The 14,903-nt window shown below is 68.1% G+C and carries 13 protein-coding genes and 1 pseudogene; 5 read left to right on the plus strand and 9 right to left on the minus strand.

The window, feature by feature from the left end; genetic code table 11:
• Positions 1 to 165: 165 nt before the first annotated feature.
• Positions 166 to 491, plus strand: a pseudogene (locus tag AC5ZH6_RS27295) (GNAT family N-acetyltransferase); the annotation flags it as partial.
• 209 nt (positions 492 to 700) lie between these two features.
• On the opposite strand, the gene AC5ZH6_RS27300 reads toward AC5ZH6_RS27295, so the two are convergent.
• Both AC5ZH6_RS27300 and AC5ZH6_RS27305 read right to left on the minus strand, forming a co-directional pair.
• Entirely contained in the window at positions 701 to 1,441 is a 741-nt protein-coding gene (locus AC5ZH6_RS27300; RefSeq protein ID WP_006373203.1) for a DUF429 domain-containing protein, read from the minus strand.
• Between the two features lie 23 nt (positions 1,442 to 1,464).
• Positions 1,465 to 2,769 (minus strand): TrpB-like pyridoxal phosphate-dependent enzyme, encoded by a 1,305-nt coding sequence (locus AC5ZH6_RS27305; protein WP_035728935.1) that lies wholly within the window; start codon positions 2,767 to 2,769, stop codon positions 1,465 to 1,467.
• Between the two features lie 147 nt (positions 2,770 to 2,916).
• Here AC5ZH6_RS27305 and AC5ZH6_RS27310 point away from each other — a divergent pair, with 147 nt between their 5' ends.
• The gene (locus AC5ZH6_RS27310; protein ID WP_006373205.1) at positions 2,917 to 3,300 is read left to right on the plus strand and encodes a hypothetical protein; all 384 of its coding nucleotides are present in this window, start codon (positions 2,917 to 2,919) and stop codon (positions 3,298 to 3,300) included.
• Positions 3,301 to 3,417: 117 nt separating this feature from the next.
• Here AC5ZH6_RS27310 and AC5ZH6_RS27315 read toward each other — a convergent pair whose 3' ends face one another.
• From AC5ZH6_RS27315 to AC5ZH6_RS27325, 3 genes are read right to left on the minus strand one after another with little or no spacing between them, the layout of a single operon-like run.
• The gene (locus AC5ZH6_RS27315) at positions 3,418 to 3,795 is read right to left on the minus strand and encodes a TIGR03618 family F420-dependent PPOX class oxidoreductase (RefSeq protein ID WP_006373206.1); all 378 of its coding nucleotides are present in this window, start codon (positions 3,793 to 3,795) and stop codon (positions 3,418 to 3,420) included.
• Between the two features lie 11 nt (positions 3,796 to 3,806).
• The gene (locus AC5ZH6_RS27320) at positions 3,807 to 4,724 is read right to left on the minus strand and encodes an NAD-dependent epimerase/dehydratase family protein (RefSeq protein WP_094601416.1); all 918 of its coding nucleotides are present in this window, start codon (positions 4,722 to 4,724) and stop codon (positions 3,807 to 3,809) included.
• Entirely contained in the window at positions 4,721 to 5,317 is a 597-nt protein-coding gene (locus AC5ZH6_RS27325) for a dihydrofolate reductase family protein (protein WP_006373209.1), read from the minus strand. The genes AC5ZH6_RS27320 and AC5ZH6_RS27325 overlap by 4 nt, the downstream gene beginning before the upstream one ends.
• Positions 5,318 to 5,513: 196 nt before the next feature.
• Here AC5ZH6_RS27325 and AC5ZH6_RS27330 point away from each other — a divergent pair, with 196 nt between their 5' ends.
• Positions 5,514 to 7,478: a sensor histidine kinase gene (locus tag AC5ZH6_RS27330; protein WP_006373210.1), complete on the plus strand. Its 1,965-nt coding sequence runs from the start codon at positions 5,514 to 5,516 to the stop codon at positions 7,476 to 7,478.
• Positions 7,475 to 8,080 carry a response regulator transcription factor gene (locus AC5ZH6_RS27335; protein WP_006373211.1) on the plus strand — a complete coding sequence of 202 codons (606 nt, stop codon included), beginning with the start codon at positions 7,475 to 7,477 and terminating at the stop codon, positions 8,078 to 8,080. The genes AC5ZH6_RS27330 and AC5ZH6_RS27335 overlap by 4 nt, the downstream gene beginning before the upstream one ends.
• Positions 8,081 to 8,086: 6 nt before the next feature.
• Here the strand turns inward: AC5ZH6_RS27335 and AC5ZH6_RS27340 are convergent, their stop codons facing one another.
• From AC5ZH6_RS27340 to AC5ZH6_RS27355, 4 genes are all read right to left on the minus strand, one after another.
• Positions 8,087 to 10,510 carry a phosphoketolase family protein gene (locus AC5ZH6_RS27340; RefSeq protein ID WP_006373212.1) on the minus strand — a complete coding sequence of 808 codons (2,424 nt, stop codon included), beginning with the start codon at positions 10,508 to 10,510 and terminating at the stop codon, positions 8,087 to 8,089.
• Positions 10,511 to 10,636: 126 nt separating this feature from the next.
• Positions 10,637 to 11,647, minus strand: a complete 1,011-nt coding sequence (locus AC5ZH6_RS27345) for a MerR family transcriptional regulator (protein ID WP_094601417.1) — start codon at positions 11,645 to 11,647, stop codon at positions 10,637 to 10,639.
• Entirely contained in the window at positions 11,634 to 12,230 is a 597-nt protein-coding gene (locus tag AC5ZH6_RS27350) for a HEAT repeat domain-containing protein (protein ID WP_094601418.1), read from the minus strand. The genes AC5ZH6_RS27345 and AC5ZH6_RS27350 overlap by 14 nt, the downstream gene beginning before the upstream one ends.
• 84 nt (positions 12,231 to 12,314) lie before the next feature.
• The gene (locus AC5ZH6_RS27355) at positions 12,315 to 13,346 is read right to left on the minus strand and encodes an FUSC family protein (protein WP_165776316.1); all 1,032 of its coding nucleotides are present in this window, start codon (positions 13,344 to 13,346) and stop codon (positions 12,315 to 12,317) included.
• Between the two features lie 153 nt (positions 13,347 to 13,499).
• Between AC5ZH6_RS27355 and AC5ZH6_RS27360 the strand changes: the two genes are divergently transcribed.
• Entirely contained in the window at positions 13,500 to 14,873 is a 1,374-nt protein-coding gene (locus AC5ZH6_RS27360; RefSeq protein WP_094601420.1) for a DUF1254 domain-containing protein, read from the plus strand.
• Positions 14,874 to 14,903 lie beyond the last annotated feature (30 nt).

Raw genomic sequence — 14,903 nt, forward strand, 5'->3', positions numbered from 1 at the left:
GGCCTCTTTCGGGTGAGGGGAATGGGCGCGCGAGTTGGGCTCGACTTTTCTGATGCTAGATTCAGATTCAGAAATATACAAGCGCTTGAGTGCTGTCCATTGCACCTGCACGCCGAGTGGGTGAGGCTGGTTGTCATGACCGTGCAGGCCGCGAGGTGCGATCGCACCACCTTCGCGACGAACCGCAGGATCTCCCCCACGTCGACGACCTCGACGACTGGTCTCTCTGGTGTGCGCGGATCCGGCCGGGTCACCGCACGACCGGGCTCGTGCACCCACTCATCGCCGGTGCCGTCGACTTCGCACGGGATCGGGGCGCACCAGCGGTCGAGGCAAACCCCGTGGACAACCGCGGCGAACGCGTCGACCTCACGATGGCCTACGTCGGCACCCGCGCCATGTTCGAGACCGCCGGTTTCGTCAAGGCTTCCGACACGACGTCGGTGCTCAACGGCTTTCCGCGGGTCATCATGCGATTGCCGCTGGGGTAAGGGTGTGCCGTGGCCGGATACCCATCGGCGCACGGGGTCTCGAGGCTCCGTCGCTATCGCTCCTACGCACCTCGACCACCGGGAGGACAGCCCCCGCTGGGGTGGAGGTGCACCTCGACCACCGGGGAGAAGGCCTCCCCACTCGATGGTCGAGGTGCGAGCCGCGTGCGGCGAGCCTCGAGACCGCTTGCCACGGTGCTGGTTCCGGCTCACCCCGACGAGCAAAGCGCATCCAACGAGCAGTCGGGAACGTGAATCCAGCCCTCCCGCAGCGCCACCGATCGGTCGGCGTCGTCCGGTAGACGAGTGTGCCCCAGCTGCGCGGCACGGGCGATGAGTGCGGTGACGACGGCGTCGAAGGCGTTGTCGTCACGGCACATGAGCGCGTGGTGATCGCCGAGATCGAGCCACCCGGCAGCGTCCTGCAGCGCCGCCACGAGATCGGCCAGCGACTCCCGGTTGCCCGCCCGCTTGTAGCCGCGGGAACGCAGGCCCCAATGTCGCAGAGCGCCTGCGGGATACGCCTCCACTGCCCAGCCGTCCACACGATCGACGACGCCGAGGTCGGCCAGTAGCCCGGCGCAGCGGAACGCGACATGGGCGATCTGATCGGCGGACACGCTCAATGGCCGTCCCAGTCCGTGCTCGACGAGAAACCGGTCGGTGCGCCGAAATGCCAAGGGACGTCGGCGGTCGATCGCGTCGAGCCCGCTGCCGGTCGGCGTCGCGCCGCGGTGGTGGGCGACGACGAAGTCGACGAACTCCTCGGGCCACCCGAACGGCGAATCGATCCCCACCCGCGCCGACCCGGCCACCAGGGCCCGGATAGTCGCATCGTCGGCGGGTGTCACCAGCTCGACCAGCCGCGCGACGCCTGCCGACCAGTCGATCACCGCGACCGCGGTCGATGCCGGTGCGGCCGCGAGATCGACTCCGGCGGTGCGTGTCACACGTGTGACCGGTCGAGAAGCACTCAGGCCATCATGCCGTCGAGGAACTCCGCGTAGGCGGGCAGATCGAGCTGACCGTGGCCCGACAATCCGATGACGATGACCTGCTCGGTGGGATCGTCGGCGACGTGTGCCGCGGCTGCGGCGATGGCATGCGTCGACTCCGGCGCGGGCACGATGCCTTGGGTCCGCGCGAACTGGACGCCGGCCTCGAACGCCTTGCGCTGGGCGATCGCGATGCCCTGCACGAGTCCGAGTTCGACGGTGTGGCTCAGCGCGGGCGCCATGCCGTGGTAGCGCAGGCCACCGGCGTGGATCGGGTCCGGCACAAAATCCATTCCGAGCGTGTGCATCTTGAGTAGCGGGGTCAGTCCGGCGACGTCACCGTGGTCGTACCGGTACTCACCCTGCGTGATCGACGGGCAGGCGGCGGGTTCGGCGGCAACGATCCGCGGATTCGACCGTCCGGCCAGCTTCTCCCGCAGGAACGGGAACGAGAGACCGGCGAGGTTCGATCCGCCTCCGGCGCAACCGAAGACGACGTCGGCGCCGCCCGGCTCGACGCCGGCGAGCTGCTCGACGGCCTCCTGGCCGATGACACTCTGGTGGAGCACAACGTGATTGAGGACGCTGCCGAGCGCATACCGGGTGTCGTCGTGGGTCGCGGCGACCTCGACGGCCTCACTGACCGCCATGCCCAGGCTCCCGGTGGTGTTCGGGTCCTTGGCGAGCATCGCGCGGCCGGCCTCGGTGAGGTCGGACGGACTCGGGTGCACCGTCCCTCCGTAGGTCCGCATCAGATATCCGCGGTACGGCTTGGAATCGTAGGACGCACGCACCTGCCACACCTCGACGTCGATGCCGAACTGCGCTCCGGCGAAGGCCAGCGCGCTACCCCACTGGCCCGCCCCGGTTTCTGTCGTCAGCTTGCGCACTCCGTCGACGGAGTTGTAATAGGCCTGCGCGACAGCCGAATTGGTCTTGTGACTGCCGACCGGGCTGACGCCCTCGTACTTGACATAGATCCGCGCACCGGTGTTCAGCGACTCCTCGAACCGTCGCGCGCGAATCAGCGGCGACGGCCGCCACATCCGGTAGATCTCCCGAACCGGCTCGGGGATCTCGATGTAGGGCTCGGTCGACACCTCTTGAGCGATCAGCCCTGCCGGGAAGAGCGCGGCGAGATCGTCGGGACCGACCGGCTCTTTGGTGCCCGGGTGCAGGTGCGGCGGGATCGCCTCGTCGAGCTCGGCTGCCAGGTTGTACCAGTGCGTCGGCACGTCCACGGTGATCAGATCCGGGCTGGTGGCATCCACGTGCGTCGTCATGGCTGACAACTGTAGCGGGCCCACGCACGACAAGTTGCCGGGTCGTCGGACGCGGGGATCTGCGAGATTGCGGAGAGTTTGCTATGTTCAATTCTCAATCAGTTGTACTCACGTCGTGAGTACTAGCGACAAGGGGAGGTTGTTGACGTGCACAAGAAACTTGTGGGCCTACTGGTGGCACTGGCTGCCGTGACCGGGCTGCTACTCATCGGGGGCGGGCACGCGAGTGCGGCTGACGTTCGGGACACACCGACAAGAGTGTGGGTGGGTTTCACCCCCGCCGAAACCAAGCAGATCGCGGCCAGCGGGGTCGAGTCGATCTTCGACACCCCGCAGCTGCGCCCGTACTGGTACGCCAATCCGGACCGCGACTCCCGGTACAAGACGTTCTACGTCCCGGGTAAGGGCTACGTCGTCTACACCAGCGCCCAGGCGATGGTCAAAGAGGCCGCAAGCCACCCCAACGGCCGAGTCTGGGTGTCGTACAACAAGACACTGCCCAAGCCGCTGACCTTGTGGACCGAGTTCTGATCCAGTGACGTTCTGATCCGGTAACGGGCAACGGCACCCGGCGAGACGTTCGCCGGGTGCCGTGCTGTCTCCACTCGGGCGCATCTCACCCACCTCGGCGGTTATCGGACACCAACGTCATCGGACACCGACGATTTGTCTGTCCGGCTCGATGAGTGCCACCGTGCGGTCGCGGGAGTAGGGCCGGCCGGTGTACTTCATGGCGATCCGGTCGATGATCTGCCACGCGCGGTCGCCGTCGAGCCAGGCGACGACGTGCCCACGGATTGCAATGGGGTGGAATGGATTGTCGGTCGGGGCGATGGACAGGGCGACCCGCGGATCGCGACGCAGGTTCCTGGCCTTGAGTGAGTGTGGTCCGGTGAAGATCACGATCTGGTCGTCTTCGGTGCCGACGAAGACCGGAACCGCATGGGGTGAACCATCTTCTCCGACGGTGGCGAGGTGTGCGATGGATGCGCCATCGAGAACGTGACGGACTTCTGGATCGAGCATGATGCGCTCCTTCAGCGGGAATGGGTGCGGCGCCAGGTGAGATAGTCCGCAATGGCCTCGGGCAGGTCGTAGGCGGGTACGAATCCGGTCTCGGCTCGCAGACGGGTGACGTCGAGGTGCGGGATCGGTTGCGGCTCAGACGTTCCCGGCTGAATTTCGAGCGGCCACGCCGGGTTGATCGTGCGGAGGGCGTCGACGAGTTCCTGATTCCGATACGTCTGTCCGCCGGAGACGTTGTACACGTCGTGCCGCAGGTCGGGCGCCGTCATGAGCAGCGCGATCGCTCGCCCGGCGTCCGGCGCGTAGCAGCAATCTCCGCCGCCATGGGGGTCGAGTGGCGCGGGACGCTGTCCGCGTAGTAGCGCGCTGATGTAGGTGACGATGCCCTCGAACGGTGAGAACGGATCGAACAGCGGTCCCCAGATGCTGCCGATCCGTAACAGGACGGGCTGGATGTCGGTGCCGAGCAGTGCGTTCAGGACGATCGGCTCGGCGGCCTTCTTGAAGCCGACGATCAAATGCGGCGACGGCACCGTCGGCAGGGCGAGGTCTTCGGTCCACGGCACCTCCGGCCGACCGGCGTACACACCGAGGCTGCCGGCGACCGCAAAGCGACGCACCTTCCACTCACGCGCGGCATCGAGTAGTGCGAACAGCCCCGCCATGTCGTTGCGGAAGAACGCGATCGGGTCCTCGCCCGGGACCGTACCCGCCAGATGCACGATGTCACGGATGTCGTGACGGCGTCCCAGTTCGCGCACGGCGTCGCGGTCGGTGACGTCGAGGGCCTCGACGGCAACGCGGCCATCGAGAAACGCCGGGACGTCGGTGCGCTTGTGAGCAGTGACGACGACCTGCCTGCCCAGGTCGGCCAGAGCGCGGGCGGTGTGGGCGCCGATCATTCCGAGGCCGCCGGTGACCAGGATCATCGCTGCACCTCGTAGTGCAGGTGGGTGACGTCGGGGGCAGTCACCACGTCGACGATCCGCAGGGCGATGTGCTCGGGCAATTCGTGGAAGAAGCGTCTGCCGACGCCGAGGAGGACGGGCACCTGGTGCAGGATCAGCTCGTCGACGAGGCCGGCCTTGAGCGCTTCGGTGACGAGAACCCCGCCCATCAGGGCGACATCCTTGTCGGCAGCGGCCTCGCTCGCGGCAGCGACTGCCTCCTCGATCCCGGTGGTGATCAGCCGCTGGCGGTCACCCATCGCGGGTGCGGGCCGGTGACTGAGAACGAACAGGGGTGCGGTGGGATGCGGGGCGCCGACATCTCCGAATCGTTCGGAGTGGTCGTAGGTGGTTCGGCCGGCGAGGCTCGCACCCACCCGGCCGGCGAGTGCGTCGAAGAACGGCGCGCTCTGCGGGCTCAGGTGGAACCCCTCGAAGACGCTGCTGGGCACCTCACCGCTGCCGAACCAGTTGAACAGCTCATCGCCCGCGCCGAGGCCGTGCCCGGCGCGCGCGTCGCGTCCGGTGATGTAGCCGTCGACCGATACCGATAATCCGCAGATCACCTTGCTCATTGGCCTGTACCTTTCCTCGCTGGTTGGTCCTCGCACGTCCGGATCGTGCGACATCCTCACTCTGCGCGGCAGCGGTGGCGGGCAGTAGTGGCCGAGCGCAGGAGTGCTCCGGGCGTTGTGCACTCGGCAACCGTGCAAAGTGCACGACTGCCGAATGGACCCTGACCGAGCCCCGTGCCGGTCCTAGAGTTGAACCGTGCAGCCGAGCATCGCGAAGGATGTGCCCGGCGGGGACTCTCCGCGGGCCGCTGCGGAGTGCTCGGATCGGCCACGCCCGGACTTCGCTCCCGGCGCGGCGTCGGGGGCCAGGCCACTGGTGGTGGCGTATCTGGGAAGCCTGTTGATCAGCAAGCTCGCCGATGCGAACCAGCACCCCGATCTCCGCTATATGCCTGTGGTCGCACTGTGTTTCGTCCTGCCGTTCTGGTACGCGAGCGGCTGGGCACGTGCTCCCTGGCGACGGTGGGGTCGGTGCTTGCTACTCGGGCAGGCCGCGGTGACCTACCTCGGTTTTGCGCTCTTCGGAGATCACTGGGTCGGCGGGGTCTCCGGGCTGTTGGGCGCCCTGGTGCTGCTCGTGGTCCGACCACCGTGGCGCTGGTGGGTCTTCGGCGCCGTCGCGGCCGGCGAACTCGCCCTGTGGCTGGTGGTGGGTCTGCCGTACCGACCGGCGGTGAACGCGGCCGGGTGGCTGCTGATCGTCTTCGGGAACGTCAGTTTGGGAGTGTTCGGCCTGACCCGGCTCTCGGAGTTGGTGGAAGGCCTCGCCGCCACTCGGGAAGCTCTCGCCGAGGCGGCGGTGACGGCGCAGCGAGTCGCTGCGGCGACCGATGTCCGCATGCGGATCATGCACCACCTCGGCGACGTGCGGGCGCATGTTCGCAAGGCGCTCGCCGGGGCACCGCATGTCGAACGGGACGAATTGCGACAGGCCGGCGATGCGGCGCGCACAGCCGCGGCGTCGGCGCGGCGGATCGCCATCGATCTGCCCGAGTCGCCGGCCCATGCGACCGATCGGATCGATCGGACCACTCCAACCCTTGCCCGTCGTGTGGTCATCGCGGTCGTGATCTTGTTCGCCGGTCAGTACTTGCTGAACCTGATCGTCCCGGCCGAAGGGGGCGCCACACCAAGCCTGGCGACCACGCTGCTCGCGGTGTCGATCGCGGTGGTCATGGTCGCTCTCCAGTTGCGGCACTCACGCTGTCGCCCCGACGACCGACGGCCGCCGGGTTGGCCGTGGACATTGGGAGTGCAGGCCGTGCTCTGCTTCATCGCCTACCCGGTCTTCGGGGTGGTGAGCGTCGTCTTCCTCGCCTTCCTCAGCGGCAGCATCCTGTTGTTGATCAAGAGCCCGCTCCGCTGGGCACTCTTCGGTGTCGTCGTGATCTGCGTACCGATACTCACTGCGCTCGGTCCGGCAGATCTCGTCGGAGTGGCGTTACAGATTCGCTGGTCCATCTATGCCGCGTCGACGCTGGCCGCAGCGGGTCTGTTGATCTACGGTCTCTCGCGATTCAGCCGCACCGCCACCGAATTGGATCTGGCCCGACGAGAGCTGGCCGAGGCCGCCGTGACTGCAGAGCGGCTCCGGATCGCCCAGGACACCCACGACACTCTCGGCCTCGGACTGTCGACCATCGCCCTCAAGAGTGACCTCGCCCAGACCCTCCTCGATCGCGACGAGCCACGAGCACGACGCGAGATCGTACAGATGCTGCACCTGGCCCGCACGGTGACGTCGGACGCATCCGCCCTCGTGAACGGCACGTTGCGCCTCGAGTTGGACGACGAACTCGCGACCGCCCGGGACGTCCTCACGACTTCCGACGTGGTGACCACGATCGCCTGCGCGACGGTCTCCGCGGGGGCCGACGTCGAATCGGAGGTCGCGGCCATCCTGCGAGAGTCCGTCACGAATGTCCTTCGGCACAGCACGGCACGGGAATGCCGGATACAGCTCGCCTGCCAGGAGGGTTGGCTGTCACTTCGGGTCGTCAATGACGGCGCGTCCTGCGTGGGCGAGGTGACGCGGGGACAGGGGCTGACGAATATCGCTGCGCGGGCCACACGTCTGGGCGGATCGGTGAGCGCCCGAGTCGAGGATGACCGATTCACACTTGTCGCCGGCGTGCCGGTGGGAACGGGAGCGGGCGAATGATCCGGGTCCTGATCGCCGAGGATTCGGCCATTCTGCGCGACACGCTCGTCGCGGTACTCGATCTGGAAGAGGACTTGGCCGTGGTCGCCGCTGTCGCCACCGGCCCGGAGATCGTCCCGGCAGCCCTCGAGCGGTCGCCGGACGTTGCCGTCCTCGACATCGATCTACCGGGCACGGATGGACTGACCGCCGCGGGTCGCCTCGCCACCGCACTGCCCACCTGTCGGGTGCTGATCCTGACCGCTCATGCCCGGCCCGCCAATCTGCGGGCTGCCCTGGACGCTCACGTCGCGGGATTTCTCGCCAAGGACACCTCGGCGCGGGAACTCATCGCCGCCATCCGCACGATTGCCGCTGGGGGACGGGTCGTGGATCCCGACGCCGCGATCGCCGCGATCTCGACCCGACCGAGCCCTCTGACGGCACGCGAGACCGAGGTCCTGCGACTCCACGCCAAGGGCGCGAACCCCCGTGACATCGCGAACACGCTGTTCTTGTCGTACGGCACCGTCCGCAACTACCTGGCCTCGGCGACCGACAAGCTCGGCGCACGAAACCGCACCGACGCGGCAATCATCGCGGGCGAACGAGGCTGGCTCTAGCCCGGATCAGCTCCAGGTCCAGTCCCGGACCTCGGGGAGGTCTTCGAAGTGCTCGCGCACATAGTCGGCGTGCCGGGCCAGTTGTGTGCGGCAGTACTCGACGAGTTCGGCGCCCTTCTCCGGGGCGCGTCGCGAGCGGCGCAGCGCCTCGAGAACCAGGTGATAGCGACTCATCTTGTTGAGCACCACCATGTCGAACGGCGTTGTCGTGGTGCCCTGTTCGGAGAATCCGCGGACGTGGAACCGCCCGGGATGAGTGCGGCCGTGCACGAGTTGATGGACCGCGCGCGGGTAGCCGTGGAAGGCGAAGACGACGTCGGTGTCGCGGGTGAACAGGTCGATGAACTTCTCCTCGGACAAGCCATGCGGATGATCGTTCTGCGGCAACAGCACCATCAGGTCCATCACGTTGACCACCCGCGTGCGCAGATAGGGCACCCACTCCCGGAGCAGTTGTGCGGCCGCGAGGGTCTCCTGGGTCGGGACGTCCCCGGCGGCGGCGAGCACCACGTCCGGCGGTGCGGCGTCGTCGAACCCGTCGTCGGCGGACTCGGTGCCGGCCCACTCCCAGATCGAGGCGCCCGCGGCGGCCTGCTCGTTGGCCTCATCGAGCGTCAGGTATTGCAGATGCGGCTGTTTGTCGACGACGAGGACGTTGACGTGATCGCGGCTGCGGAAGCAGTGATCGGCGATCGACAGCAGCGAGTTGGAGTCCGGCGGCAACCACACCCGCACGACCCCCGGCGACAGCGGCAACACCAGGTCGATGAGCCCGGGACCCTGATGGGAGAAGCCGTTGTGGTCGTTGCGCCAGCACGTGGACGTCAGCAGGATGTTGAGCGAGGCGACCGGCTCGCGCCACGGGAGTTCGGCGGCGTGTTGAAGCCACTTGGTGTGCTGCACGACCATCGACGCACTCACCATCGCGAACGCCTCGTAGGTCGCGAACAATCCGTGCCGCCCCGACAATGTGTAGCCTTCGAGCCAGCCCTGGCACAGGTGCTCGCTGAGAACCTCCATCACCCGCCCGGACGCCGAGAGCCCGTCGTCGAACTCGGTGGTCGGGAGCTGCCAGCACCGGTCGGTGGCCTCGAAGACCGCACCGAGGCGGTTGCTCGACGTCTCGTCCGGACAGAACAACCGGAAGTTGCCGCCGTCGTCGGGAGTCCCGTTCTCCCGATAGATGTCGCGCATGAACTCGCCGAGCACGCGCGTGGTCTCGTGCAGGACCACGCCCGGCGACTCGATGTCGAGGGCGTAGGACGAGATCGGTGGCAGACGCAGGGGTCGGAGCAACCGGCCCCCGTTGGCGTACGGGGTGGCGCCCATCCGCAGATCACCCTTGGGCGCGAGCGCGCGGATGGAGTCGACGACGCCGCCGTCCTCGTCGAACAGCTCCTCGGGCTTGTAGGACCGTAGCCAGTCGGAGAGGATCGCCAGATGTTCCGGGTTCTCCCGGACCCCCGACAGCGGCACCTGATGCGCCCAGTGCGTGCCCTCGATCTTCTTGCCGTCCACGAACTTCGGGCCGGTCCAGCCCTTCGGCGTCCGCAACACGATCGCCGGCCATGCGGTGTCCGGGCGCGGCCCGTCGCCGCGCGCGGCGGCCTGGATCTCCCGGATCGTGCGATAGGAGTCCACCAGCGCCGTGTGCAAGGCGGGGAACACCTCCCGCGGGTCGTCGCCCTCCACGAATACCGGCCGCCAACCCTGCCCACTGAGGTAGTCGCTGATCTCGGCGTCGGTGCTGCGACCGAGGACGGTGGGCCCGGCGATCTTCGCCCCGTTGAGATGCAGGATCGGCAGAACCGCACCGTCGCGGGCCGGATTGAGGAACGCCGGTATCTTCCACGACCCCGACAACGGACCCGTTTCGGCCTCACCGTCACCGACCACCGCGGCGACGATCAGGTCGGGATGGTCGTAGGCCGCGCCTGCGGCGTGCACGAGCGCGTAGCCGAGCTCGCCGCCCTCGTGGATGCTCCCCGGCGTCTGCACGCTGACGTGGCTGGGGATGCCACCGGGTGTCGAGAATTGCCTGCACAGCGCCCGTACGCCGGCGGCATCGAGGGAAATGTGCGGATAGATCTCGGTATAGGTGCCCTCGAGATATGTGTTGGCCACCAATGCCGGACCGCCATGCCCGGGTCCGGTGATATACAACCATTCCGACCCGGTGTCGTTGATGATTCGGTTGAGCACCGTGTAAATCGCCGACAATCCCGGGCTCGTGCCCCAATGGCCGAGCAACCGCGGTTTGATGTGGTCGACGGTCAGCGGCTCGGTCAGTAAAACGTTGTCCTGCAAGTAGATCTGCGCAATGTTGAGGTAGTTGGCGGCGGCCCACCAGCGCAGGTCTGCGTCGATGTCGGCGTCGTCGTAGCTGCTTTCGTCCTGGGGACGGTGGGCAATTCCGGTGCTGTGGGACATCGTGGGGCCTCTCACGGGCGTTGGGTGATTTCCGCAGTTCCTCTTCCATTCATACGTGCCGGGAGCGATCCGCGTCAGCCGGAAACGACAAAACGCCGAGACACGACCCATTCGGTCACCGGGCGGTCACCGACCGATAACCCTTGCGCCCACATCCCTGGCGCGCAGCACCGCCGTGGCCGTGGCCGCGACGGTGGGGTCGACGTCGGCGGTCATCTCTTCCAGCAGACGCTGCCCGTCCACGCCGGGAATCTCGGCGAGTGCCTGGACAATTCGCAATCGCACGGCCGGATCGGCGGCGTCGAGATGAGGACGGAGCCCGGCCAGGACGCGGCCCGAGCCTCCTCGCTCGGCGAGGGCGCCGAGGTACTCGGCGGCCTCGACGTCGCGCCGCCCGGCGACGATCATCGAGACCAGCGGGTCGATCGACTCCGCCGAACCACGCGCGGCCAGCGCCGTCGCGGCACGATCGCGCACGTCGTCGTCGGCATCGGCGAGTACGGGCAGAAGGATCATGGCGGTCCGCTCGGAGTCGATGGCGGTGACGGCCTCGACGGCGCGCAGCCGCACCCGCGGATCGGTTGCGGCCAGGCCGTCGGCGAGGTGGTCGAGTGCGGCGTCACCGGCGCGCGCCAACGACCACCGCAGTGCCCCGAACACATTCGGATCATGCTCGGCCAGAGCAGCTTTCGCCAACTCGGCGACGGGTGGACGGGTGTCGTCGCCACTGAGTGCGGCCCGGATACGTTGCGCGCCCGATGGTGACTGCAACGCGCGCAGCATCGCGACCGCGTCGAGCACGTCGGCCCACTGCGTGGGCGCGGTGGCGGCGACGCGCTGCAGTCGGGCCAGCAGTTCCTGTTCGGCGGCGATCCGGTCCCGGGTGCGGTCGATGAGGTCCTCCACCACCTGCATCGGCTCGTAGGCCGCCTCGTCTAGCGCGGCACCGACCTCCGGCAGTGTGAGGCCCAGCGTGCGCAGACTCTCCACCTCGAACAACCGGCGAACGTCGGCGTCGGAGTACTCGCGATAGCCGCCCGACGTCCGCCCGGTGGGGGTCACCAGCCCGAGCCGGTCGTAGTGACGCAGCATGCGAGTGGAGACCCCCGAACGGCGGGCGAGTTCACCGATGAGCATCGGCGAACCCCGAGTCGGGATCATCGAACAACCGGATCGTCGCCGCGGCGTGGTCGGCGACCGCGGCGACCGGATGCGTCAGCCTCGCTTGCGCGACGTCGCGCCCGGGCTGGCCGAGCCCGATGAGAGCCCGGCTCAGACTCCGGCGCACCTCGTCGGTGCCGCGTCCGAACTCGGTGGCCAGATCCGCTGCGAGGATGTCGACGGCGTCGGCGGGCACGAGCGCGACGGCCGCACGCCACGCGGTTCGCGCCACCTCGTCGTGGTCCTCATGCAGCATGGTCGACACGAACGGCCATGCCCTGCCATCCCCGATCTTCGAAAGGGTGTGCAGTGCTTGGCTTCTCGCCTGCACGACGTCGGAGTCGAGCTCCTTGAGCAGCTGCGGAACCGTGACGTCGGCGGGCTGGCGGCACAGCGCCCACGTCAGCATGTCGCGGACGAAGAAGTCCGGCTCGATCGCGCAACGCTCGATCAGACGGTCGGTCACCTCCTCGGCGTCGAGATCGGCTCCGGCCGTTCCCACCGCCATCGCTGCGCGCAGACGTACCGACTGATCGGGGTGCTCGAGTGCTTGCCACATCGTCCACCACCTCCTTTCCCCGTCCACTCCACACCTTGTCACCGTGTCAAGGTCAAGTCGTGGTGGCCGGCCCGCGGCGTCGGGTCACGCCTGGTCCTTGCTGCCTGCCCAGATCAGATAACCGAAGACGACGGCGATCACCGCGCCGGCGAGGGTGTCGAGCAGTCGGATCTCCGGGCCGAGGACGTCCGGGGCGCCCACCGACGCGGACAACAGTGCCGAGAGGGTGATGCCGACGACTCGGAGCCCGTACAACTTGGGTCCGGTGAGCACGGCGAAGGCCAACCCGACCGACGCCGCCACCGCGACCACGATGCCGCTGGGCCAGATCGCGACCACCGCGGCGGCCACTGCGGCACCGATCAGCGTGCCCGCCACCCGGTTCACCGTTCGCCCGACCACCGATCCGTACTCGGGCCGGACGATGACGGCTACCGTCAGCGGCAACCAGAACCCGTGCTGCGGGGCGTGTGCGGCGACGGTGATCGCGGTGGCGACGCCGAGGCACAGCGCCGTCCGAGCACTGTTGTGGACCGCTGCCGGGGTGCGCATCCTGTTCAGGACCCGAACGGCATCGCCTCTGATCGAGTGCGGCTGCGTGTCGGTCGTCGTATCGAGCGGAGATCGTCGGACGCCGGCCCGGAACGGCCACTCGGCGAAGTGGGCCACGCCGACCACCAATGCGCCGACGAGGTACCACACCGCCTGGTTCAGCGGGCTCAGCCCCGAACCACCGAACTGGCCGTAGGCGACACCGATACTGAGCATCATCCCGAAGGCGGGTCCGCCTGGCCCGACGACGCCGACCAGCCCCGACACCGCTGCGGCCACCACCGCGACGACGATGATCGGCAGCACGCCGTGGCCGGTCGTCGAGCCACCGACGACGATCCCCACCGCGGCACCCGCAGACGCCGCCGCGAGCACGGTGAACCGGACCCGGTAGCTTTCGCCGAGCACGAACGCCACCGAACACGCGGCGCCGAGATAGGCGACCCCCAGCCTGGCCCAGTCGCCGAGCAGCACACCGAGTATCAGGAGGGTGCCGCCAGCCGCGAGCGCGCGTAGCGCACCCGCCGTGTCCAGCGGGGCGTCCGACATGCGAAATGCCGACAACCAACCTCCTCGCACGACACACATCATCGCGCGCCGGCGCCACGACCGGTCACCCCGGCGCAGCGACTGGCCGTAATGGCCAGTTTCGCCGGGCCGGTATCCCGATAGGCTCCTCCGCGGGGCGCTCGCCCACCAGGAGGAATCGAGGAATCAATGAAGGCACCATCGAAACTCGGGTCCGCCCTCCGCGCGTGTGCCGCCGTCGTGCTGCTCGGTGTGGGCACGCTAAGCGTGCCGGCTCTCGCGCAGGCGACGCCTTCGCCGGACGCCGTGCAGGCTGCGGCGAACGGCTACGTCTACGGGGTGGCACCGGTCGCGGTGGTCCGAACCCGGTCGACTTTGCTGTGCGGTCGGGCCCCGAACACCTTGATCAACCTTCCGATACCGGCGAATCCGGCTATTCGCCAGATCGTCGCGCCCAACTCGGACACGTTGTACAGCAACGCATTCCTCGATCTGCGGAACGGCCCGGTGACCATCAGCTATCCGGCATCCCACGGCCGATATGTGGTGCTGCAATTCCTGGACGCCTACACCAACGTGATCGGTAACATCGGCAGCCGCACCACCGGATTCGGACCGACATCGGTCACCCTCGTACCCCCTGGCTATCACGGACCCGTACCCGCCGGCGCGCATCGCCTGCAGTCGACGACGTGGGACGTGTGGATGCTCGGCCGTATCCTCGACACCGGCAACCAGTGGCCGCCGGCCCAGCTTCTGCAGGCGCAGACACGGCTGACGGTCGGTCCGCGCGTGGGATATCCGGCGGTGGTGCCGCCGCGGCTGTCGACGCCCACGTGTACCGGGAGGTCGCCGCAGAAACTCGACGCCGACGGCACGGTATTCTTCGACGAACTCGCCGATGTGTTGGCCGCCGATCCGCCCCCGGCAGCCGATCGGTCTGTGGTGACCTCGCTGGCGAGTGTCGGCGTCACGCCCGGGTCGCGCCCCGGCTCCGGTCCGGACGCCGGGGTGCTCGCCGCGGGCATGCGCGTGGGCACACACACCGTCGACGACGCGGTTGCCGACAACCTCAGCCACCACGGATCGTGGACAACGCTGGCCACCGCCGGGCATTTCGGTACCGACTACGCCACCCGAGCGGCCGTCGCGCGGTGGGCACTGGCCGCCAACGAGCAGGGCGAGTCGCGCTACTTCTTGTCGGCGGTCGACAGCACGGGTGCGGCGTTCACCGGCACGAAGTCCTATCGCCTCCATCTCCCAGCCCGCTCTCCGCTGGTTCCGGTCGACGCCGCCAAGGGCGGATGGTGGTCGGTCACAATGTACGACGCGTCGAACTTCTTGGTGCCCAACCCCATCGGCCGCTACTCACTGGGGAGCAACCCGTCGGCACTGACCCGGAATCCGGATGGATCGGTGGACATCGTGTTGTCCTCGACCCCGCCGCGCGACCTGCGGATGCTGCCGAACTGGTTGCCCGCGCCGAACGGGGCGTTCCGCCTGATCTTCCGGCAGTACGTGCCCACCGATCTGCAATGGTTCCCGCCGTCGCCGGGAGCCTGATCGTGGCCGGCGTGCGCCCTATCCGTCGGG

Source organism: Gordonia sp. YC-XJ4, from assembly GCF_059511865.1.